This is a genomic window from Streptomyces sp. NPDC058576 (genome assembly GCF_042718715.1).
Taxonomy (GTDB): Bacteria; Actinomycetota; Actinomycetes; order Streptomycetales; family Streptomycetaceae; genus Streptomyces.
In genome coordinates, this window is the sequence record NZ_JBHXPF010000006.1 from 88,376 (window position 1) to 109,502 (window position 21,127).

Sequence of the window (21,127 nt, forward strand, 5' to 3'; positions counted from 1 at the left end):
CATGGCCAGGCCTCTCCACGCGACCGAGGTGAGCGGGCGGCCCCGGACCGGGGCCGCCCGCGGTCATCCTTCACCGGCGCTCCTCCGCGCGGCCGAGGCTCGCCGATGCCCCGCCGCGGGGGGCCCGAAGAATCCTTCGTACGGTCCGCCGATCACGGACGACGACCCCCGGCGGCCACCACGGGGGCAGCTCACCGAGGTGAGCTGCCCCCGTGGTGGCCGATTGCGCGGTGCGGGGAGCCGGGTGCCCGCCCGGCCTCAGTCCTGCTCTTCCAGGGAATCCGCGAACGCACGCAGCGCGTCCGCCAGATCCTTCTTCGTGGGCAGTTCGTCGACCTTCTCCTCCAGGGCCTCGATGCGCTCGGCGACCTCCTCGAGGTCGACCGGATCCGTCGGCGAAGGGCTGGGTCCATCGGTGGGATGCGGCCCGCTCGGGCCGGGGGTCGGCTCGGAACCCCCGGAGGATCCGGAGTCACCGCCCTCCGATCCGCCGGAGCCGCTCACGCTCCCACCCCCGTCGGATCCCCCGGAACCGCTCACGCTCCCACCATCGGAGCCGCCCGAGACCTCGCCGCCGGCGCTCGACCCCGCGGGCACGCTCTCGACCGGCACCGGCTCCGGTCCGGCCGGCCCGTCGTCCGACGTACCCACCGCCAGCGCACCGCCGACGCCGAACACCACCGCGGCGGCGGCGCCGAGCAGTGCCGTCGTCACGCGTCTCGCCCGTATTTTCCCCATGGCTGCCATGGCTCGGAGCCTAGCCATCGCGCTTGGCGGAAGGGCGGATTCCCGCATGACCGTGCGCGCTCCCGGCACGTGCGCGCCTCGGCCGCAGCGGGGCGACCAGCGTGTCCGAGCCCGGTCTCCATGACTCCGCCACTCTAACCCTCAATCTTCCACTTGACAGGTTAGAGCAGAGCGACATGATGGATCTAACCGCTAAACGAGATCAAAGGAGTTAGACATGTCGACCGTCCATCATCGCTATGCGGACGTGAGCGGGCACCGGATCTTCTACCGGGAGGCCGGTGACGCCGACGCACCCACCATCGTCCTGCTGCACGGCTTCCCGACCAGCTCGTTCATGTTCCGCGAACTGATTCCCGCGCTGGCCGGACGCTTCCACGTCATCGCGCCCGACCACCTGGGTTTCGGCCTCTCCGACGCGCCCCCGGTCGACGCGTTCGGGTACACCTTCGACGCGCTCACCGATCTGACCGCCCGGCTTCTCGGACAACTGGGGGTGAGCCGCTATGCCATCTACGTGCAGGACTACGGAGCGCCGATCGGCTGGCGACTCGCCGTGGCCGACCCCGGGGCCATCACCGCGATCATCACGCAGAACGGAAACGGCTACGAGGCGGGCTTCGTCGAGAGCTTCTGGGAGCCGATCCGGGACTATCAGCGCGAGCAGACACCCGAGAACGAGGCGAACGCCCGCGGCGCGCTGACCCTCGACGCCATCAGGTGGCAGTACCTCACGGGCGTTCCGGACGAGAGCGTGGTCAGCCCCGACACCTGGCACCACGACTTCGCCCTCGTCTCGCGCCCCGGCAACGACGAGATCCAGCTGTCGTTGTTCCGTGACTACGCGAGCAACCCGCCGCTGTACCCGGCCCTCCACGCGTACCTCCGGGCGCACCGGCCCCCGCTTCTCGCTGCGTGGGGCAGGAACGACCCGATCTTCGGCCCCGACGGCGCCCGTGCCTTCGCCGACGACGTCCCGGACGCCGAGATCCACCTCATCGACGGCGGACACTTCCTCCTGGAGTCCGCCGGTGACGAGGTCGCCGACCTGATCCGCGGCTTCCTGGGCCGAGCGCTCGGCACGGCCTGACCACCCACCGGGGAGCGTCGAGAGGCGGGGGCGGACGCCCGGTGGGGTGCCCGGCGGGCGGGCACCCCACCGGGCGAGCGGTACGCGAAATGGGCTTCAGGTTCGCTTCAGTTCGGGCTGTTAGAGTGCAGTCCTGCGGCGGCAATTCGCCGAGCGGCTTTGGCACTTCGTTCTACGAGCCGAAATCAACCGGAGCAGGGAGCGTAGGAATGCGCTGCAGGGAGATGCTGGCACTCTTCGCCGGTATCGCCGTGCTCCTGATGATTTCCGCGTTCGCCCTCGGCTCCTCCTCCCAGACCCTGGGAACCGTCGACGCGGCCGCGCATTCCCAGGCCCACACCGCGTCCGTGTTCGACACATCGGGGCCGAACATTCCGCTGGAGGGCGTGGACGGTGACGCCACGCTCCAGCCGCGCCACAAAGCGGGAAGCACCACGGCTTCGTCTCCTGTCCAGGCAGGCGTTCCTTCCGCGGCACCGGATCTGCACGACTGCTCGGCGGACGTCGCCCGGCACCATGCTTCGCCCTCGGGATCGCGAAGCCCTGCCCAGGCCTGGATCCTTCGCTGCTGAGCGAGCCCGTCCGATCACCGGGTGATTGTCCGCACTACGAGCGCTGACCGGTCCGCTCGTCCATACGCACCATCGCGCCCCGTTTCGTGTGCGCCGCGCATGCGCATTCCCGATAGCGCATTTCGCCTTTCTCAGCCCGTAGACCGTGGAAGTCCTTCGCGATGCGGGCCGTACGGGATACCCGAAACCTATGACTCAGTCCTGGAGCAGACGTACATGTACCACTTCCCCCTCGCCTCGGAGCCGACGAGCGGCATCGCAGGGTGGGCGACCAGCCTCGTCGAGACCATGGGCGGCCCCGGGGCCGGGCTGGCGATCGCCCTGGAGAACCTCTTCCCTCCGCTGCCGAGCGAGATCATCCTGCCGCTGACGGGCTTTGCCGCGGGGCAGGGAGTGATCAGCCTGTTCTCCGCGCTCTTCTGGACGACGCTGGGGTCCGTGGTGGGCGCGGTCGCGCTCTATCAGATCGGCGCCCTCTTCGGTCGGGAGCGCATGTACGCCCTGTGGGAGCGGCTCCCCCTGGTGAAGGTGTCCGACCTGGAGAAGACCGAGCGCTGGTTCCTCAAGCACGGCAGGAAGGCCATCTTCTTCGGCCGGATGATTCCGATCTTCCGTAGCCTGATCAGCGTCCCGGCAGGCGTCGAGCGGATGCCTCTGCCGGTTTTCGTTCTCTTCACCACGCTGGGCAGCTTCATATGGAACTTCGTGCTCGTGATGGCCGGGTATCTCCTGGGTGACCAGTGGGACCTTGTGGAGCGTTATGTCGGGGTGCTCTCCAAGGTGGTGCTCGGGCTGGTCGTCGCGGCGCTCGTCGTGTGGGTCGTTCGCCGGGTGCGAGCGCGACGGAACGACCGGCGGACGAACCACGTATGACCTTTTTCCCCGCATGACCCTCAAGGGGCCGCGCGCGGTGCGCGGACCATCGATCCGATCGACAAGGTGGTAGGTATGGCAATGTGGGATCGCTTGAAGGACCAGGCCAAGGGGCTGCAGCAGCAGGCGCAGGGCGCGAGGGGCCCCGCCGGTCAGGGGCAGCCGGGAGCAGGGAGTCCGGGCGCCTCGGGGGGCTCGAAGGAGAAGCTGGTCGGGCTGCTCAAGTCGCAGCTCGGCTCCCTCAAGACGGAGCTGAAGAGCGGGGCCTACCGCGACGCCAGCATGGCGATGTGCGCGCTGGTCGCGGCGGCAGACGGATCCGTCGACCCCGCTGAGCGGCACCATGTGGAGAACCTGATCCTGCAGAACGACGTCCTGCAGAACTTCCCTCCCGAGCAGCTGCGGCAGCGGTTCAACAAGCATGTCGATCAGCTGACGTTCAACTTCCAGCAGGGCAAGGCCGATGCCATGCAGGAGATCGCGAAGGCGGCGAAGAAGCCGGTGGAGGCCAAGGCGGTCGTCCAGACCGGGTTCGTGATCGCCGGTGCGGACGGGTACATCGCCCCGGCCGAGGCGCAGGTTCTGCGGGAGGCGTGCATGGCGCTCGGTGTCTCCCCGCAGGAGTTCGGCCTCTGAGCCGACCTGTTCCGCGTCACCACGGGCCGTCGGAGTCGTCAGGGCTCTCTCCGACGGCCCGTCGGGTTCGGGCGGGGCACAGCACAACCTTGGACGTTCCTTGATCGTCAAAGGACTGCCGGGGCGTCCCGAGCCCCGGCGGGAGTGCATCGTGCCCAGTCACTGGAGAACCATGAGACCCGTCTCCGTCCACCCCTTCGTTCGCTTCGGCGCAGGTGCCGTCGCGACCGCCGGAATCCTGTTGGCCGGTCTGTCCGTGCCGGCGTCCGCCGCCGAGTCCGACCAGCTGTGGATCGCCGCGCCGTACGAGAAGAACCTGCAGACAGGCGCCGGGGCCGGCACCCCGGTCGAGGTCGGTCTATACCACGACAACGACAACTTCACCGTTACGGACGGCCGCCTGAGCGTCGACATCTCCGGGCTCGCGGGCGTCGCCGAGGTGACCTGGCCCGAGAACTGCGCGCCCCAGGGGACGACTGCCGTGTGCAGCGTCGCCCAGGTGCCTGTGATCGGCCCGGACTACAGCCCGCAGGTGCTGCTGGAGGTCCAGGCCGCCGAGGGCGCCGAGGCGGGAGCGCAGGGCCGGATCACCTACGCGGCGACCGCGACCGGTGGCCCGGAGGGGACGCTGGAGGCTCCGCTGGACTCGTTCGAGACGACGTTCACCCTGAGCTCCGGCCCCGACCTCGCCCTGGACGGGCTCGACCAGGTCGAGGGCGCCACCCCGGGCACGGTGCACACGGCGCCGCTCACGGTGACCAACGAGGGGCAGGAGCCCGCTGTGGGCTTCACCCTCGGGATGACGGCGTCGTACGGCCTCGGCTTCGACTCGCGGTACGACGCGTGCACGTACACGCAGACGGGCGGCGAGTACGCGCCCATGTCCCGTGCCGAGTGCGCCTTCGACCGGGTGCTCCAGCCCGGTGAGAGCTTCACCCTGCCGGAGCCGCTGCGGATCGCCCTGGCGGACCACGCGTTCCGGGAGCGCCTCGACGTGGATGTGCGGCCTGCGGGCGGGGCCACGGACATCGATGACGAGAACAACTACAGGATTCTCGAAGTGGACGCGGTGAACACGGCCGACTTCGCGGTGCGGGGCTCCCGGGTCGGCGGCGCCGTGGGCGAGACCGTGAAGGCCGCGCTCACGTTCCGCAACAAGGGGCCGGGCTGGCTCGGCAACCTCGGTTCCGGTGACTCGGTCGCCCTCGTCGACTTCACGGTTCCCGAGGGTGTCACCGTCACCCGCGCGCCCGCCGCGTGCGACCCCCGCACGTTGGACGGCGGCAGCTACCGGCCGGGGCGTCTCGGCGCTCCGCGTTACGTGTGCGAGATGCCGTACTGGGTGCTGGAGAACACCGTGCGCACCTTCCGCTTCGACCTCCGCGTCGACACCGTCGTACCCGACGCCAAGGGGCAGGTGGCCCTGCGTCCGGTGATCACGGGTGCGGGCTTCCCGCACGACCCGAAGCCCGGCAACAACACGGGCTGGGTGACGGTCAACCCCACCCCCGCCGCGTAGCGGCCGAAACCCGGCGGGGCGGGCGAGCTGTCGCGCCCCGCCGGGTCCGGCCCGGGCCGGACCCGGCGTCCCGGCCCGTCCGTCGCCGCCGTCCGTCGTCGGGGTTCAGTCGTCGGGGTTCAGTTGTCGGGGTTCAGTCGTCGGGGTTCAGTCGTCGGGGTTCAGTTGTCGGTGAGGGGCACCGCCCCGACCGGGCAGGCCCGGGCGGCTTCCCGTACCAGCGGGTGGTCCTCCGTCACCGCCGGGCGGTCGGGGAGCATCTCGCTGAACCCGTCGTCGTCCTGTGTGAACACGTCCGGCGCGGTCAGCGCGCACATGCCGGCCCCCACGCAGCGTTCCCTGTCGACCCGGATGCCCATGCCGCTCACCAGGCCACGGGCAGTTCGAGCAGGCCCTGGATCGTGTCGCCGGGTTTGTGCCGGATCTCGCCCGCGGGTACGGCGAGCCTGAGGGCCGGCAGCCGCTCGAAGAGGGTGCGCAGGGCGATGTCGAGCTCCGTGCGGGCCAGGTTCTGGCCCAGGCACTGGTGGACGCCGAAGCCGAAGGCGAGATGGTGGCGGGCGGACCGGTCCCAGTCCAGCGACTCCGGATGCTCGAAAACGTCGGCGTCGCGGTTGATGAGCGAGGTCGAGAAGAGGACGCCCTCGCCCTTGCGGATCGTGGCCCCCTCCACCTCGATGTCCTCGGCCGCCAGCCGTTGCAGCCCCTCGGCGATGGAGAGGAAGCGCAGCAGTTCCTCGACCACCGCTGCCGTCGTCGTCTCGCCCGACCGCAGCGCCGCCAGTTGACCGGGATGGCGCAGCAGCGTGAACGTGCCGAGCGAGATCATGTTGGCCGTCGTCTCGTGTCCCGCGACAAGCAGGATCAGGGCGAAGGAGACGAGGTCCTCGCGGCCGACGGGCCCGTCCGGGTGGTCCCGGTGGATCAGTTCGTCCAGCAGCCCCTCCCCCGGTTCCGCGCGCTTGCGGTCGATCAGGGCGCCCAGATACTCCTCCAGTTCGATCCGGGCGCCGTCCACATCGGTTGCGGCCGGGCCGCGCAGAAGACGGCGCGAGCAGCCCTCGAAGAACGCGTGGTCGGCGTAGGGCACTCCGAGCAGGGCGCAGATCACCATGGACGGCACCGGCAGCGCGAAGTCGGCGACCAGTTCGGATGGCGGGCCCTGCCGCTCCATCGCGTCCAGCAACTGGTCCACCGTCTCCTGGATGCGGGGGCGCAGCGCGGCGATCCGCTTCACGGAGAAGCTCGGGATGAGCTTCCTGCGCTGGGCGTTGTGCTCGGGGTCGTCGACGCCGAGGAGCGCCACGCGCCGCTGCCGCGTCCGCGCGAACCGCTCGGCCGGAATCGGGAAGCCGGGGTGCGTGCGGTCGGTGGAGAGGCGGGGATCCGCCAGGAGCCGGCGGGCCAGGGCGTGCCCGGTGACGGCCCAGACCGGGCGTCCGTCGAAGAGGGTGACCCGGCTCAACGGACGCTGCGCACCCAGCGGTTCGTAGCCGGTGGGCGGGTGGTAGGGGCACTCGCGGTCCTGCGGGAACGGTGTCGCGGAAGTCGGTTCGGGGGTGGTGCCGGTGAAGGCAGGGTCCTGGCGGGCCGGTTCCGTCGTGGATTCCGTCATGGGAGCGGTCGCCTCGCAGTGCTCGGTGATAGGTGCGGAGCGGGTCGCTCCGCCCCTCACCGCTAATTGGATGCCTCGGGCACCTATGTGGTCGACGTGCGGACCGGCCACTTCGCGGAGTCGCGGATCTGGCCGGTGTCTTTCGCACACGGTCGAACGGTTCCGCGTCCCCTCAGGCCGGGAGGGAGTGACGGACCGGCAGCGGACGGAGCGCCGGCGTCCGCGGGGCCCGAATCCGTTCACCGGGGTGTCCGGAACCATGCAGTCCGCAGCGAGCGTCGGCATCCGCGCCGCCCGTCGGCGGGCGGTGCGGGCGACCGGAGCTGCGCGGGCGACCGGAGCTGCGTGGGCGATGGCCTGCCCGCCGCCCGCGCCCGCGCCTTCGCAAAGCGGCTGCGGGTCACGCCGTGACGTTGGAGATGAAGGCGGCGAGATTCGTCATGGTGCGCTCGATCTGCTGTTCCAGAGTGAGGGACTCGCGCAGGCGCCCGCCCACGCCCGCGTCCTTCTTCCCGCGTACGTAGAGCGAGCAGGCGAGGTCAGTGCACATGTAGGCGCCGACCGAGTTGCCCTGCTGACCCGCCTTTCCCGGCTTGGGGGCCACCAGCAGGGAGACTCCCCCGGTGTGGACGGTCACGCACATCGAGCACATGCTGCGGCGGGCCTGCCGGGCTCCGGCGCCGGAGGAGCGCAACTGGATCCCGATGTGACTCTCACCGGACGGCATCACCAGGTAGGCGCGGTCAGGGGCCTGCGGGTCGCGCCAGCCCAGGAAGTCCAGGTCGCCCCAGGGCCGGTCGGCCAGGTCACGGGGGACGGACAGGCGCTTGGCCTCGCCCTTGGTGCAGTTCACGAAGGCGCCGCGGATCTCTCGCTCGGTCAGGGGTTTCATGAGAACCACGCTAATTTGCCTAAGAGCATTAGGCAAACGTATATTTCTTTAGGCAATCACGTAGAAGTCTTCGGAGGGTGACATGGCACGAGCGGGACTGGCCGCGGAGCGCGTGGTGCGGGCGGGCGCGGAGCTGGCGGACGAGATCGGCTTCGAGCACGTGACCCCTTCGGAGCTCGCCCGGAAGCTGGACATCAAGACCGCGAGCCTGTATTCGCACGTCAAGAACGCCCACGACCTCAAGACCAGGATCGCCCTCCTGGCCCTGGAGGAACTCGCCGACCAGGCGTCGGCGGCCATCGCGGGCCGGGCGGGCCGGGACGCACTCCGCGCCTTCGCCGACGCCTACCGTGACTACGCGCTCCGGCGCCCCGGCCGCTTCACCGCCGCCAGATTCCGTCTCGACCCGGACACGGCGGCCGCGAGCGCGGCCGTACGGCACTCCCGGATGATGCGGGCGATTCTGCGCGGCTACGACCTGACCGAGGTGCAGGAGACGCACGCGGTACGGCTCCTGGGGAGCTTCTTCAGCGGCTACGTGGAGCTGGAGGCGGCCGGCGGTTTCCGCTACAGCTCCCCCGATTCCCAGGAGAGCTGGACGGAGATCCTCGACGCACTCGACTCCCTGCTGCGCAACTGGCCGTCCCCCTCCTGACCTGCCCCCGCCCGCGACGAACGAAGAGACCGAGAACATGACCACCCGGAACGACTGGACGACGACCCCTGTCAGCGCCGACATCGTGCGGGGCGCGCTCGACCTGGAGCAGACCGAGCGCGGGGTGCTGCCGCACCGGCTGCCCGCCCGGGCACGGCAGCAGATCGCCGACGGCCAGCTGGCCATGGCCGAGTCGCAGCCCTCCGGGGTCCGGCTGGTGTTCCGCACCCGGGCCACCGACGTCGAACTGGACGTGGTGGCCACCAAGCGCGTCTACGTGGGAGCACCGCCGCGCCCCGACGGTGTGTACGAACTCCTCGTGGACGGCCGCCTCGCGGGCCGGGCCGGCGCCTCCGACGGCGACACGCTCACCATCGACATGGCCGCGGGCACGGCGGAGACCCGGCGGGGTCCGGTGGAGACGCTCCGGTTCACGGGTCTGCCGGACGACGAGAAGGACGTCGAGATCTGGCTGCCCCACGACGAGACGACGTGCCTGGTCGCTCTGCGCACCGACGCTCCGCTCCTGAGCCCCCGGCCGAGCGGCCGACGGGTCTGGCTGCACCACGGGAGTTCCATCAGTCACGGCTCCAACGCCACCACCCCGACCGGCACCTGGCCCGCCCTGGCCGCGGCCTCCGGCGGTGCCGAACTGATCAACATGGGGTTCGGCGGCGGTGCCCTGCTCGATCCCTTCACCGCCCGCGCCATGCGCGACACCCCCGCCGACCTGCTCAGCGTGAAGATCGGCATCAACATCGTCAACGCCGACCTGATGCGGCTGCGCGCCTTCGGCCCGGCCGTCCACGGCTTCCTCGACACCCTCCGCGACGGGCACCCCACCGCGCCGCTGCTGGTGATCTCGCCGATCTGCTGCCCCCTCCACGAGAACACCCCGGGCCCGCTCGCCCCGGACTTCCGTGCGATGAGCGAGGGGCGGGTGGGCTTCACAGCCACCGGCGATCCGGCGGAGGTCGCCGCGGGGAAGCTCACCCTGACCGTCATCCGGGACGAGCTGGCCCGGATCGTGCGGCAGCGCGCGGCCACCGATCCCCATCTGCACCACCTGGACGGGCTGGACCTCTACGGCGCGGCCGATCACGCCGAGCTCCCATTGCCCGACGGTCTGCACCCGGACCCCGCCACCCACCGGCGTATCGCCGAACGCTTCGCCCGGCACGCCTTCGACCGCGGTGGGCCCTTCGCCCCGCAGGACCGGTGATCCCGAACGCCCGGTTGTCGGTCGGCGGGAAGCCGAGCACGCCGTTGCCGGTCGGCGGGGAGCCGGGCGCCCCGTTGCCGGTCGGCGGGGAGCCGGTCGGGACACGAGCCCGGCCCCCCGCGCTTCGTCCCGCAGCCGGTTACGGGGCGTCCACCAGGATGCGACCGTCGGCCGGGGCGCGGGAGGCGAGGCCACCGGCGTAGGCGGATTCCACCCGGGACCGCTCGGCCGCGTTCGGAACCGCGTTCGTGCAGCTCGTACCGGCGCTGGAGCCCGACATCAGCTGGGAGCAGGGACCGGGCTTGGTGTCGGGCAGGCCCAGGCTGTGGCCGAGTTCGTGGGCGGCGATACGGGTCTTGTTGTGGCCCTGCGTGACCGCCTGGCTGCCCAGCTCCACCCGGGCCTGGCCGCCGGGGCGGACGGGGCCGAGCGTGGCCTGCGGCCAGCCGCTGGTGGCCACGATCTGTATCTCGGCGCGCGCGCCGGGTGCGGCCTCGACGAGCTTGACGTTGCCGACGTTCGCGTTCCAGGAGGCGACCCCTGCGGCGATCGCCGCCTCCCAGCCGCCGGCCCGACTGTCGTCGTAGCGGAGCGTCACCACGGCTGCCGTGCTCTCCGCGGCCGGCTCCGGCGCGGGAGCGGCGTGCGCCGCCGTGGCCGAGGCCAGGGTGATCGCCACCGCGACACCGGCCGCCTTGAACCATCTGGAATCCAGCATTGCTGTCCCTTCACTCATGGGGGGCTCGGCTCCGCGCGGAGCCGGGCGAGTGGGAGAGCGGCCGGTTCGCGGGGAACCGAACGACCTCGATGGCCGGCTGCCGTTCCTCCCGGGCCGCAGGACCTATGCCGCGATCGCGTCATGGTCATGCCCCTGTCAGAAAAAGAGGCCGGAAACCGACCCCCGGCCACCGGTGGCGCGACACCGACGGCGCCGGGGGCCCGTTCCGTACCCTGGAGGGCATGCGCATGCGACCGACCCTGAGCTGGACCTCCACCGAGGAGCTGCCACCGGGCACGACGGACCCGGAGCCGATCGCCGAGGCGCTGCGCGGTGGCGGTGTCCTGATCCTGAGCGGGGCGGGTATCTCCACCGAGTCGGGCATCCCCGACTACCGGGGCGAGGGCGGGAGCCTGAGCCGCCACACCCCCATGACCTACCAGGACTTCACAGCCGACGCCGGGGCCCGCCGCCGCTACTGGGCGCGCAGCCACCTCGGCTGGCGTACGTTCGGCCGCGCCCGGCCCAACGCCGGGCACCGGGCCGTGGCCGCGTTCGGACGGCAGGGTCAGCTCTCCGGGGTGATCACCCAGAACGTCGACGGCCTGCACCAGGCCGCGGGCAGCGAGGACGTCGTGGACCTGCACGGCCGTCTGGACCGGGTCGTCTGCCTCTCCTGTGGCGTCTTCAGCCCGCGCCGCGAGCTCGCGTACCGGCTGGAGGCGGCCAACGAGGGTTTCGCTCCGGTGGCCTCCTCGATGAACCCGGACGGCGACGCGGACCTCACGGACGAGCAGGTCGGGGACTTCCGCGTGGTGCCCTGTGCCGCCTGTGGGGGCGTCCTCAAACCTGACGTGGTGTTCTTCGGCGAGGCCGTGCCCCCGCAGCGCGTCGAGCGCTGCCGCGCGCTGGTCCGCGGGGCGCGCACCCTGCTGGTCCTGGGCTCCTCGCTGACCGTGATGTCGGGCCTCCGCTTCGTCCGCCAGGCCGCCGGGGCCGGTACGCCGGTGCTGATCGTCAACCGGGATGCGACCCGGGGCGACCGGCACGCCGTGACCCGTATCGCCCTCCCGCTGGGATCGGCCCTCACGGCCGCGGCGGACCGGCTGGGCGTGCCCGTCCACGACGACGCGACGGCAGGGCCCGCGTAGCGGGCGAGGCGCGCCCGTCCGTCATCCTGCGCGCGCGGGGTATTACCGATATAGATGCTTTTGGGCAGTTTTCTGCTCGGGCAGTCGGGTACCCCACAGAGAGGCGGCTGCCCGCCTCACCCATCCGTCCATCTCTCACACCGCCTTCCGAGGCCGGCGACACAGCAAGGAGTAACCGTGCCCTCAGTACCGTCCATCACCCTCAACAACGGTGTGACGATCCCCCAGCTCGGCTTCGGGACCTTCCAGATCCCGCCGGACGAGACCTGCGAGACCACCGTCGCCGCTCTGGAGACCGGCTACCGGCACATCGACACGGCGCAGATGTACGGCAACGAGAAGGAGGTCGGCCAAGCGGTCCGGGAATCCGGGCTCGACCGCGCCGACGTCTTCGTCACGAGCAAGCTGAACAACGGGGCGCACGCACCCGCCGAGGCGGTCCGGGCGTTCGACCGCTCCCTGGAGGAGCTGGGCTTCGACTACCTGGACCTCTTCCTCATCCACTGGCCCCTGCCGGGAGGTTCGGGCGACTTCGTGGAGACGTGGAAGTCCCTGGAGGAGATCTACCGGTCCGGGCGCGTCAAGGCGATCGGGGTCTCCAACTTCCAGCAGAACCACCTGCGCCGGCTGCTGGACAGCAGCACGGTGGTGCCCGCCGTCAACCAGATCGAGGTGCACCCCTACCTCACGCAGGAGCCCCTGCGTGCCTTCGGGGCGGAGCACGACATCGCCACGGAGGCGTGGTCGCCCATCGCCCAGGGCAAGGTGCTCGCGGACCCGACGATCATGCGCATCGCCGAGCGGGTGGGCAAGACCCCCGCGCAGGTGGTGCTGCGCTGGCATCTGCAGCGCGGGGACATCGTCTTCCCCAAGTCCGTGACGCTGAAGCGCATCCAGGACAACTTCGCGCTCTTCGACTTCGAACTCACCGAAGGGGACATCGGCGAGATCTCCGCGCTCAACCGTGACGAGCGCACCGGGCCCGACCCGGACACGTTCAACGGCTGACCCGGCCCGGCGGCATGGCGTGCGTACCCGGTGATTCCTGCCGCGTACGCACGCCATGGTCTTTTACCGTGCGAACTTGTTCAGATCCTCGGCGAGCGAGCTGATCGCCGCCGGATTGCGCGGGCTCTCGACGAGGTCCACGTAGTCGAGGACGACGATCCTGTCGTTCTTGATCGCCGATACGCCGGCGAGCGGCTTGTAGGACTTCAGGAACTTCCGCTTCTCGTCCGCGCCGGTGTCGCCGTAGTCGTTGATGACGATGACCTCGGGGTCGCGGTCGACCACCGTCTCCCAGCCCACCGTGGTCCAGCTGTCCTTGAGGTCCTTCATGATGTGGTCGCCGCCGGCCTTGGTGATGATGTCGTGCGGTCCGGCGTACGCGCCCGAGGTCAGCGGCTTGTCCTTCCCGTCGTCGTACAGGAAGACGCGGAGGCGGTCGTCGCCCCCGGCCGCCTTCGCCCGCACGTCTGCGACCTCCTTCTGGAAGGACGTGACGAGGGCGTTCGCCCGGTCCTCGACGTCGAAGATCTTTCCGAGGTTCCGCAGATCGGTGTAGAGCGCTTCGAGCGGGGGCATGACGCCGCGGGCCTTGCCCTGCCCGTTGCGGCACGACTCGCTGAGCAGGTAGGAGTCGACGCCCACGCGCTTCAGTTCGGCGGGGGTGAAGCCCTCGCCCTCGTTGAATCCGTAGTTCCAGCCGGCGAAGACCAGGTCGGCCCGGGCGTCGAGGACCAGCTCCTTGTTGATCCGCTCCTTGGAGAGCCACTTGGTCTTCTGGTAGCCGTCCTTCCAGGGGACGGACGTCATGTCGCCCTTGTCGTCGGGCATCACGTATCCGGCCATGTGGTCCTCGAGTCCGAGGGCGAACATGATCTCGGTGATGCCGACGTCGTTGGTGACGACGCGCTGCGGGGCCTTGTCGTAGCGCTTCTTCTCACCGCAGTTCTCCACGGTCACCGGGTAGTGGCGGTCGGCCCGCGATGCGCTCTCCTTCCCGTCGGCTTCCGGTGTGACGTCCGCTCCGCAGCCGGTGAGGGCCAGGGCGGCGGCGAGGGCGAGGGCCGCGGGACGCAGGGGGTGGGACATGGTGGGCGAATCTCCTCAGAGGGTGGGGCGGGCAGGGGGAAGGTCGAAGAGCAGTTGGAGCGCTCCGGTCTCCGGGTGCGCGACGCGGTGCGCCCGTACGCCGAAGACATCGGCCAGCAACGCCGTGGTCAGGACGGAGTCCGGCGCCCCGGAGGCGACGATCCGGCCGCTGTCGATGACGTGGACGAGGTCGCAGTGCAGGGCCGCCAGGTTCAGGTCGTGCAGGGCGGTCAGCACGGTCAGGCCGCTGCCGCGGACCAGGGCCAGGATCTCCAGCTGGTGCGCGATGTCCAGGTGGTTGGTGGGCTCGTCGAGCACCAGGACCCGGGGCTGTTGGGCGAGGGCCCGGGCGATGAGGACGCGCTGCCGCTCGCCGCCGGAGAGGGTGAGGAAACCGCGTTCGGCGAGGTGTCCCGCGCCGACGCCCTCCAGTGCCGCCTCGCAGTGGCGGCGGTCCTCGTCGGTCGTCCGGGCGACCGGCCCCTGGTGCGGCAGACGCCCCATGGCGACGATCTCGGCGACGGTGAAGTCGAATTCGGCGACCGCGTCCTGCGGAAGTGCGGCCAGCCGTCGGGCGCCGTCCCGGGCGCTCAGGGCGTGGAGGTCCTCACCGCCGATCCTGACGGCGCCGGCCGACGGGCGCAGGGCCCGGTAGACGCAGCGCAACAGGGTGGACTTCCCGCTGCCGTTGGGGCCGACCAGGCCGACGAGCTGTCCGTCGGCGGCGCCCAGGGTGACCTCGTCCACCAGGCGTGCGCCGGCGATCTCGACGGTGAGCGCGTCGATGTCGATCCGCATCAGATGCCTCCGAAGGAGTACGCGCGCCGGCGCATGAGGAGGAGGAAGCAGGGAACGCCGATGACCGCGGTGAGGACGCCCACCGGCAGCTCGGCCGGCGCCAGCACCAGGCGGGAGAGGATGTCGACCCAGATCAGCAGGACGGCTCCCGCGAGGGGGGCGACGGCCAGGAGCCTGCGGTGGTCCGCGCCGACCAGCATCCGTGCGGCGTGCGGGACCATCAGTCCGACGAAGCCGATCGCTCCGCTGACCGCGACGACCGCGCCGGTGACGGCCGCGGAGACGAGGAAGAGCTCCTTGCGGAGTCTTCCGGGGTCGACCCCGAGCGCGGCGGCGGTCTCGTCCCCCATCGCGAGGGCGTTCAGGCGGCGCGCCGACCAGCCGAGGTGCGCGAGGCCGGCGAGTACCGCTCCGGCGGCGATCGGCACGGCGGCCCAGTTGGCCCCGCTCAGGCTGCCGAGCAGCCACATCATCGCGGAGCGGGCCGCTTCCCCGCGCTCGGCCGCGAACACCATGAAAGTGGTGACGGCCGAGAAGCCGTAGTACATCGCGGTGCCCGTCAGGACGAGCCGGAGCGGGGTCAGTCCGCGTTCGGTGCGGGCGACCGCGTACACGAGGAGCATGGCGAGGAGCGCGGAGAGGAACGCCGCCGTGGACAGGGCCCAGATGCCCAGCGCGCCCAAGGCCCCGAAGATGAGTACGGCGTTGGCGCCGACCGCCGCGCCCGAGGAGATGCCGAGCACGAACGGGTCGGCGAGCGCGTTGCGCACCATGGCCTGGACGGCGACGCCGATGGCCGACAGGCCGGCCCCGACGACGGCGGCGAGCACGGTCCGTGGCAGGCGCAGTTCCCAGATGATGGTGTAGGCGGGGACCTCGTCGGAGCGGATGGCTCCACCGGTCAGCCCCGCCCACAGGTAGCGCAGAACCTCCGCCCAGGAGAGCCCCGACGCCCCGAGTGCCGCGCCGCAGACGAGCGAGAGGGGAAGGGCGAGGCTCAGGCCGGTCACGAGGAGCGGCAGGGGTACGCGGCGGGGTGGCGCCGGTCCGGTGCCGACGCGCGCGGGGCGTGGCGGCTTGGCGGGTATGCGGTCGAGAGACGTGGCCACAGGCCGGTCGCTTTCGCCTCGGGCCGTGCGTCGCGCGAGGAGGAGCGGCCCCGGACGGCGGCCGTCCCGCGCAGCGCCCTTTTCGCAGTCCACGGCGAATGGTCAGGAGCCTTCTGTGCCGCGGGTGATCGGGCTCACGGAACCGGGGGCTCCGCCTACCGTTGCGGGTCAGCGCCGGATTTCGACCGGACTTCCCCCGTGGCGAATCCGCAGCTTAGCGCGTGGGTGCGTGGGGGTCTCAGGGAAGGGCGGGCGGCCGGGAGTCCCTCGGCGAGCCGGACCGCTCTCGCGGGGCATGTGAGTGTGCGTGCGTGCGGGAGGATGGGCGCGTGCCAAGGTATGTCTACCGAATTACCAAGTACGACCCCGTCCACCGTGACGATCACGGGCGCTACACCGGCCCGGAGGACACCGTCAGTGACCGGGGCACGGTCGAGGCCGCCTACCTCCGGGCCGTAGCGGCGTTCGCGGAGGACTCGGGTATCGACCGGCCGGTGGTACGCGAACCCCAGGTGCCGTCCCTCGCGCACTTCGGCGTCGGACCACCGGTGGACGGCTTCGGGCTGACCGGCCTGTTCCCGTCCGCCCGTGAGAGCGCGCGGACGAAGCCGGCGGGAGGCCTGCCGGAAGTTCTCCCGGGAGGTTCGACGAACGGGCTTCCGAAGGGCTTTCACGACGGGGCCGAGGTGTCGCTCGATGTCGGTCTGGAGCTGGTGCGCTCCATGTTGCGTGACAGCGGGGCGTGGTGCCGACTGGAGGTGGAGGACAGGTTCGCGGTCCATGTGGGCCGGGACCAGTACGTCTACGTCGGCAGTGACCGGCCGTGCGAGCGGGCGCTGGCGCTGACCCGCCGGCTCGGGCTGTTCCCGGAGCGCCTGAACTCCTCCCCGTACGCCGTGGAGAGCGACGGCGAGGACATCGTGCGCCCGGCCGACGACGCGTTCTGGAGCGGGCTGTCCCGGATGGTGTCGGTGTACAGCGCGGGCGTGCTGGAGGAGATGTACATCGAGGGCGCCTCGCGTTGGCACCGCCTCACCCGGGACGATGTCGAGGCGGTGCGGGCCCGGATCGCGCCCCGGGCCCGGCTCGCCGTGTGGCCCGATCTGTCGTCCGACGTCGGTGCCGTTCTGGGCGCCTTCCAGGGCGAGGGCATGGTGGAGTGCGTCTGGCAGGACGCGGCGGACGGTCCTGTCCACAGCGCTCTCGTCGACGAGGACGCCTTCTCCGAGCTCGCCGAGCGGATATCCGGTGCCACCGCCGCATCGCTCCTGCCCGTGACCGTCGATGAGCGCGTTCCGTTGTGCACCGCTGTCGTGCCCGATGCGGACGGGGTCCTGCGCGCCCGGTGGCGGACCGAGCCGACGCCGAGCGACCGGCACTGGGCCCTCCTGCGGACACTCCGCCCCGGGCAGATCGTGACCGGCACGGTGACCTTCATCGCCCCCTTCGGCGTCACCTTCGTGGACATCGGGGGCTTCGAGGCGATGATCAACATCCCCGAGCTGTCGTGGCGCCGCTTCGAGCATCCGTCCGACGTCGTCTCCGTCGGTGAGGAAGTCCGGGCCCAGATTCTCGGCGTCGAGCTCCTGCCGGAGCGCGTGTCGCTGTCCCTCAAGGCCCTGCGGGAGGATCCGATGCGGCTGTTGACGGGACTGGTCGGCCGGACGGTCGTCGGGCCGGTCACCAAGGTGGTGCCCTTCGGCGTCTTCGTACGCGTCGAGGAGGCGGATGACGGGTTCGAGGGGCTCGTGCACCTCTCCGAGCTGGCGGACGGACAGCTGAACGGCCCGGCCATCGCGCTGCGGGTCGGCGACACCCTGGCGGTGAAGGTCCTGGACGTCGACCCGACCCGGCGTCGGATCTCCCTCTCGCACCGGCAGGCCGTCGCGCCGGACTGATACGGCGGCCCGGCCCGGGGAGCTTCCTCAGTTGCCCACACCGAGGCCCGCCATGAACGCGGACGGGTAGCGGTCGCCGCGCGCCGAGCCCGGCGGAATCGCCTTCTCGATCTCGGCGAGGTCGTCCGCGGTGAGGTCCAGGTCGAGCGCGGGCAGTGCCTCGGTCAGCCGCTCGCGGGTGCGGGCGCCGACGAGCGGTACGATGTCCCGCCCCTGGGCGGCGACCCAGGCGATGACCAGCTGGGCGACGGTGCACCCCTTCGCCTCGGCGACCCGGCGCAGGGCCTCCACGAGGGCCAGGTTGTGTTCCACGTTCCCGCCGGAGAAACGGGGGACGAGGCCGCGGCTGTCGCCGGGGGCGGAGCGGCCCACGGACCAGTGGCCGGAGATCAGGCCACGGCCCAGCACTCCGTACGCGGTGAGGCCGACGCCCAGCTCCCGCAGGGTGGGCAGGACCTCCGCCTCGATCGCGCGGGAGATCAGCGAGTACTCGATCTGGAGGTCGGCGATCGGGTGCACGGCGTGTGCTCGGCGGATCGTCGCGGCGTCCACCTCGGAGAGGCCGATGTGCCGTACGTATCCGGCGTCGACCATCTCCTTGATCGCGCCCACCGTCTCCTCGATCGGCACGTCCGGGTCCAGCCGGGCCGGGCGGTAGACGTCGATGTGGTCGGTGCCGAGCCGGGTCAGCGAGTAGGCCAGGAAGTTCTTCACCGCCTCGGGTCGGCTGTCCTGGCCGCTGAACTCGTGGCCCGGCCCCCGCAGCGCGCCGAACTTGACGCTCAGGGCGTAGCTGTCGCGGTCCCGGCCGCGCAGGGCTTCGGCGAGCAGCAGCTCGTTGTGGCCCATGGCGTAGAAGTCGCCGGTGTCGATCAGCGTGACGCCGTTGTCCAGCGCGGCGCGGACGGTGGCGACGGACTCCGCGCGGTCGGTCGGACCGTAGGCGTCGGACATGCCCATCGCGCCCAGGCCCAGCGCGGAGACGGCCGGGCCGGTGGCGCCGAGGGTTCGTGTCTGCATGGCGTGCTCCTTCGTCGTCGATCTGCCACCCACCCTGCGCCGGTGCCGCGCCGTGCGGGAGCGGAGCGTTTGTCCTGGGAGCGGCGCTCCCTGGCTCCGACCGCCCGCCGCGCGGGACCATGGGGGCATGGAACGTGATCAGCTGGCCGACTTCCTGCGCAGGCGCCGCGAGGCGATCCGCCCGGCGGAGGTGGGCATCGCGGACGGTCCCCGCCGCCGTACCTCGGGTCTGCGCCGGGAGGAGGTGGCCATGCTCGCCGGGATGTCGGTGGACTATGTCGTACGCCTGGAGCAGGGGCGCAGCAGTCAGCCCTCGACCCAGTTGCTCACCGCGCTGGCCAGGGCGTTGCGCCTCACCGACGACGAGCGGGACCATCTGTTCCACCTGGCCGGTCATCAGCCGCCGCCAGCCGACTCGGTGGCGGGGCCGGCCCGCGCCGGGCTCGTGCGGATGCTCGACCTGCTGGGCGACACCCCGGCCATGGTGGTGTCCGACCTGGGCGAGGTCCTCGCCCAGAACCGGATGTCCCTGCTGCTGGCGGGCGACCACACCGGCTTCTCCGGCGACCGGCGCTATCTCGTGTACCGGTGGTTCACCGATCCCGCCGTCCGCGCGGCGGGCGCTCCCGAGGAGCACGAGCACCAGGCCCGGCAGCTCGTGGCCGACCTGCGCGCAGCCGTCGGCCGCCGGTCCGGCGATCCCGTGGTCGCCGGGATCGTCGACCGGCTGCGGGCGGCGAGCGAGGAGTTCCGCCGGCTGTGGGCGGAACACGAGGTGGCGGTGCGGCGGGCCGACCGCAAGACCCTGCTGCACCCGCGGGTGGGCCGTCTGGTGATGGACTGCGAAACGCTGGTCACTCCCGACCACGGTCAGCTGCTGCTCGTTCTCACCCCGGCGGACGCAGGGACCCGTGAGCGGTTGGATCTGCTGCGTGTCCTGGGCATCGAGGAGTTCCCCATGGGGACGACGGGCTCGTCCGAGCGGTAGGTCGACCGCCGCCCCTGTGTCTCTCGGCTTCTTCGCCCTTGCGGACCGGCTCCTCTCGCGGAGTTCACCAGCGGATGCGGGCCGCCACCGGCAGGTGGTCGCTGCCGGTGGCGGGCAGCACCCAGGAGCTCCGCGGCTCCACGCCGCGTACCAGGATCTGGTCGATCCGGGCCACGTACACCGCCAGCGGTCCTCGGTGCGTGGCCAACGTCGTCCGCAGCCCCCGGTTGTAGACCTTCTTGACCTCGGTGGGCTTGGCGCCCCCGAGCGGCCCGGCGTCCATCTCCACGCCGACCGGCCAGGTGTCCCACAAGGGGAATCTGCTCCACCGTCCGACCGCTCCCCGCGCACACCGGTGGGTGAGCGACGGCGCCCGGGCGCCGTACGGCAGGATGGTGCCATGAGCGTAGTGAAGATCAATGTGCTGACCGTCCCCCAGGAACAACGCGAGACGCTGGAGAAGCGCTTCGCTTCCCGCGCCCACGCCGTGGAGGGCTCCGACGGGTTCGAATGGTTCGAGCTGCTCCGGCCCGTCGAGGGCACGGACGACTACCTCGTCTACACGCGCTGGCGTGACGAGGCGTCGTTCCAGGCGTGGATGGAGGGGCCGATGAAGGCGGCCCATCAGGGCGGCGGCGACGCCGGGAGCGGTGAGCGCCCCAAGCCTGCGGCCAGCGGCTCCACGGTGTGGTCCTTCGAGGTCGTGCAGCAGGCGGCGCCGACCGGCGCATAGGCGAGCGCGCGTTGACGGGTGACCTGCCCGGTCCCCCTGCCCGGCCCGACCTGCCCGGCATGACCGCCCTATGACGGGCCGGGCAGGCCCCTCCGGTCTTCCCGGCCCCGGGACCTCAGCGGTCGATGGGCGGCAGCCGGGCCAGCCCGGTGTCGAGCATGATGCGTTCGACGGTCCTGTCCAGGATGCTGCCGGGGCCGATCACGGTCTCCAGGCCGTCGGGCAGTACATCGCGGGGGCGGTACCAGTCCCGTAGTTGGTTCGCGTCGACATCGTCGGCGATCGGCTTGGTGGCGTGCCGGGCCAGGGTCTCGGCGAACGGGACGTCGAGGTAGTACCCGTGGGTGGGCCCCCGGTGGTCGGCGCGCAGCCGGGCGAGCATGTCGCCGTAGTGGTCGGCGTAGAGGATGCCTTCGACCACCACGTGGTAGCCCGCGTCCAGTGCGTAGCGGGCCGTCAGGTCGATCAGGCCGATGTTCGCCGCCCCTGGCCGGTCGCGTTCGCGCAGCACGGTGCGGCGGAGGTTGTCCTGTCCGACCACGGCCAGTCCCCTGCCGAATCTGTCGCGGAGGCCGGACGCAACGCTTGACTTCCCCGACGCGCTGTTGCCGCGCAGGACGATCAGCCGGGTCTCCTCGGCGCCCACTTTCACGAGCACCACGCTAGCCGTCGCCGGTCCGGCTCGGGGCCGAGAACTTCCCTCAGCAGGTCACTCCCAGGGTGCACGTGGTCTCCTCCCGGCGGTTGATTCCTCACCACCTGCGCGTTTCTAAGATCATTCTTCGAGGAAACGGACC

Annotated in this window: 22 protein-coding genes, 1 pseudogene and 1 riboswitch; of the genes and pseudogenes, 12 read left to right on the top strand and 11 right to left on the bottom strand. The window is 71.2% G+C overall.

Annotation, left to right across the window (positions count from 1 at the left end):
• Positions 1–258 precede the first annotated feature (258 nt).
• On the bottom strand, positions 259–714 hold the full coding sequence (locus tag ACFWRV_RS07085; protein ID WP_384329420.1) for a hypothetical protein: 456 nt from the start codon (positions 712–714) through the stop codon (positions 259–261).
• 250 nt (positions 715–964) lie between these two features.
• Here ACFWRV_RS07085 and ACFWRV_RS07090 point away from each other — a divergent pair, with 250 nt between their 5' ends.
• The 5 genes from ACFWRV_RS07090 (at position 965) to ACFWRV_RS07110 (ending at position 5,437) form a co-directional block, all read left to right on the top strand.
• Complete coding sequence (locus ACFWRV_RS07090; protein WP_384329423.1) at positions 965–1,837, top strand: alpha/beta fold hydrolase; 873 nt, start codon at positions 965–967, stop codon at positions 1,835–1,837.
• A 209-nt stretch (positions 1,838–2,046) separates the two neighbouring features.
• The gene (locus tag ACFWRV_RS07095; RefSeq protein WP_384329426.1) at positions 2,047–2,409 is read left to right on the top strand and encodes a hypothetical protein; all 363 of its coding nucleotides are present in this window, start codon (positions 2,047–2,049) and stop codon (positions 2,407–2,409) included.
• Positions 2,410–2,625: 216 nt separating this feature from the next.
• Positions 2,626–3,282 (top strand): DedA family protein, encoded by a 657-nt coding sequence (locus ACFWRV_RS07100; protein ID WP_384329428.1) that lies wholly within the window; start codon positions 2,626–2,628, stop codon positions 3,280–3,282.
• Positions 3,283–3,357: 75 nt separating this feature from the next.
• Positions 3,358–3,918 (top strand): tellurite resistance TerB family protein, encoded by a 561-nt coding sequence (locus tag ACFWRV_RS07105; RefSeq protein ID WP_384329431.1) that lies wholly within the window; start codon positions 3,358–3,360, stop codon positions 3,916–3,918.
• Between the two features lie 172 nt (positions 3,919–4,090).
• The gene (locus tag ACFWRV_RS07110; RefSeq protein WP_384329434.1) at positions 4,091–5,437 is read left to right on the top strand and encodes a hypothetical protein; all 1,347 of its coding nucleotides are present in this window, start codon (positions 4,091–4,093) and stop codon (positions 5,435–5,437) included.
• 161 nt (positions 5,438–5,598) lie between these two features.
• Here the strand turns inward: ACFWRV_RS07110 and ACFWRV_RS07115 are convergent, their stop codons facing one another.
• The 3 genes from ACFWRV_RS07115 to ACFWRV_RS07125 all read right to left on the bottom strand — a co-directional run bounded on the left by ACFWRV_RS07115 (position 5,599) and on the right by ACFWRV_RS07125 (position 7,944).
• Positions 5,599–5,796, bottom strand: coding sequence for a ferredoxin (locus ACFWRV_RS07115; RefSeq protein ID WP_384329437.1), 198 nt, complete (start codon positions 5,794–5,796; stop codon positions 5,599–5,601).
• 5 nt (positions 5,797–5,801) lie between these two features.
• On the bottom strand, positions 5,802–7,052 hold the full coding sequence (locus ACFWRV_RS07120) for a cytochrome P450 (RefSeq protein ID WP_384329440.1): 1,251 nt from the start codon (positions 7,050–7,052) through the stop codon (positions 5,802–5,804).
• Between the two features lie 400 nt (positions 7,053–7,452).
• Positions 7,453–7,944, bottom strand: a complete 492-nt coding sequence (locus ACFWRV_RS07125; protein ID WP_384329443.1) for an FBP domain-containing protein — start codon at positions 7,942–7,944, stop codon at positions 7,453–7,455.
• Positions 7,945–8,026: 82 nt separating this feature from the next.
• Between ACFWRV_RS07125 and ACFWRV_RS07130 the strand changes: the two genes are divergently transcribed.
• Together ACFWRV_RS07130 and ACFWRV_RS07135 are read left to right on the top strand one after the other, a co-directional pair.
• Positions 8,027–8,599, top strand: coding sequence for a TetR/AcrR family transcriptional regulator (locus ACFWRV_RS07130; protein WP_384329446.1), 573 nt, complete (start codon positions 8,027–8,029; stop codon positions 8,597–8,599).
• Positions 8,600–8,636: 37 nt separating this feature from the next.
• A complete protein-coding gene (locus tag ACFWRV_RS07135) occupies positions 8,637–9,821 on the top strand; it encodes a GDSL-type esterase/lipase family protein (protein WP_384329448.1) in 1,185 nt (394 codons plus the stop codon).
• Positions 9,822–9,960: 139 nt separating this feature from the next.
• On the opposite strand, the gene ACFWRV_RS07140 is transcribed toward ACFWRV_RS07135, so the two are convergent.
• Complete coding sequence (locus ACFWRV_RS07140; RefSeq protein ID WP_384329451.1) at positions 9,961–10,539, bottom strand: snapalysin family zinc-dependent metalloprotease; 579 nt, start codon at positions 10,537–10,539, stop codon at positions 9,961–9,963.
• Positions 10,540–10,781: 242 nt separating this feature from the next.
• Between ACFWRV_RS07140 and ACFWRV_RS07145 the strand changes: the two genes are divergently transcribed.
• Complete coding sequence (locus ACFWRV_RS07145) at positions 10,782–11,690, top strand: NAD-dependent protein deacetylase (protein ID WP_384329454.1); 909 nt, start codon at positions 10,782–10,784, stop codon at positions 11,688–11,690.
• Positions 11,691–11,867: 177 nt separating this feature from the next.
• Entirely contained in the window at positions 11,868–12,698 is an 831-nt protein-coding gene (locus ACFWRV_RS07150; RefSeq protein WP_384329457.1) for an aldo/keto reductase, read from the top strand.
• A 63-nt stretch (positions 12,699–12,761) separates the two neighbouring features.
• Here the strand turns inward: ACFWRV_RS07150 and ACFWRV_RS07155 are convergent, their stop codons facing one another.
• The 3 genes from ACFWRV_RS07155 to ACFWRV_RS07165 are packed head-to-tail and all read right to left on the bottom strand — an operon-like array spanning position 12,762 to position 15,691.
• Entirely contained in the window at positions 12,762–13,784 is a 1,023-nt protein-coding gene (locus tag ACFWRV_RS07155; RefSeq protein ID WP_384329460.1) for an ABC transporter substrate-binding protein, read from the bottom strand.
• Positions 13,785–13,799: 15 nt separating this feature from the next.
• A complete protein-coding gene (locus ACFWRV_RS07160; RefSeq protein ID WP_384329463.1) occupies positions 13,800–14,582 on the bottom strand; it encodes an ABC transporter ATP-binding protein in 783 nt (260 codons plus the stop codon).
• Positions 14,582–15,691, bottom strand: a complete 1,110-nt coding sequence (locus ACFWRV_RS07165) for a FecCD family ABC transporter permease (protein WP_384329466.1) — start codon at positions 15,689–15,691, stop codon at positions 14,582–14,584. The genes ACFWRV_RS07160 and ACFWRV_RS07165 overlap by 1 nt, the downstream gene beginning before the upstream one ends.
• Positions 15,692–15,792: 101 nt before the next feature.
• Positions 15,793–15,921: riboswitch (cobalamin riboswitch) on the bottom strand.
• A gap of 99 nt (positions 15,922–16,020) precedes the next feature.
• Here ACFWRV_RS07165 and ACFWRV_RS07170 point away from each other — a divergent pair.
• Positions 16,021–17,589 (top strand): S1 RNA-binding domain-containing protein, encoded by a 1,569-nt coding sequence (locus tag ACFWRV_RS07170; protein ID WP_384329468.1) that lies wholly within the window; start codon positions 16,021–16,023, stop codon positions 17,587–17,589.
• Positions 17,590–17,616: 27 nt separating this feature from the next.
• Here ACFWRV_RS07170 and ACFWRV_RS07175 read toward each other — a convergent pair whose 3' ends face one another.
• On the bottom strand, positions 17,617–18,609 hold the full coding sequence (locus tag ACFWRV_RS07175) for an aldo/keto reductase (protein ID WP_384329471.1): 993 nt from the start codon (positions 18,607–18,609) through the stop codon (positions 17,617–17,619).
• Between the two features lie 127 nt (positions 18,610–18,736).
• Between ACFWRV_RS07175 and ACFWRV_RS07180 the strand changes: the two genes are divergently transcribed.
• Positions 18,737–19,597: a helix-turn-helix transcriptional regulator gene (locus ACFWRV_RS07180; protein WP_384329474.1), complete on the top strand. Its 861-nt coding sequence runs from the start codon at positions 18,737–18,739 to the stop codon at positions 19,595–19,597.
• 64 nt (positions 19,598–19,661) lie between these two features.
• Here ACFWRV_RS07180 and ACFWRV_RS07185 read toward each other — a convergent pair.
• Positions 19,662–19,955: pseudogene (locus ACFWRV_RS07185) on the bottom strand (hypothetical protein); the annotation flags it as partial.
• A gap of 42 nt (positions 19,956–19,997) precedes the next feature.
• Between ACFWRV_RS07185 and ACFWRV_RS07190 the strand changes: the two are divergent.
• The gene (locus ACFWRV_RS07190; RefSeq protein WP_384329477.1) at positions 19,998–20,330 is read left to right on the top strand and encodes an antibiotic biosynthesis monooxygenase family protein; all 333 of its coding nucleotides are present in this window, start codon (positions 19,998–20,000) and stop codon (positions 20,328–20,330) included.
• Positions 20,331–20,445: 115 nt separating this feature from the next.
• On the opposite strand, the gene ACFWRV_RS07195 is transcribed toward ACFWRV_RS07190, so the two are convergent.
• On the bottom strand, positions 20,446–20,991 hold the full coding sequence (locus ACFWRV_RS07195) for an AAA family ATPase (RefSeq protein WP_384329480.1): 546 nt from the start codon (positions 20,989–20,991) through the stop codon (positions 20,446–20,448).
• Positions 20,992–21,127: the final 136 nt, after the last annotated feature.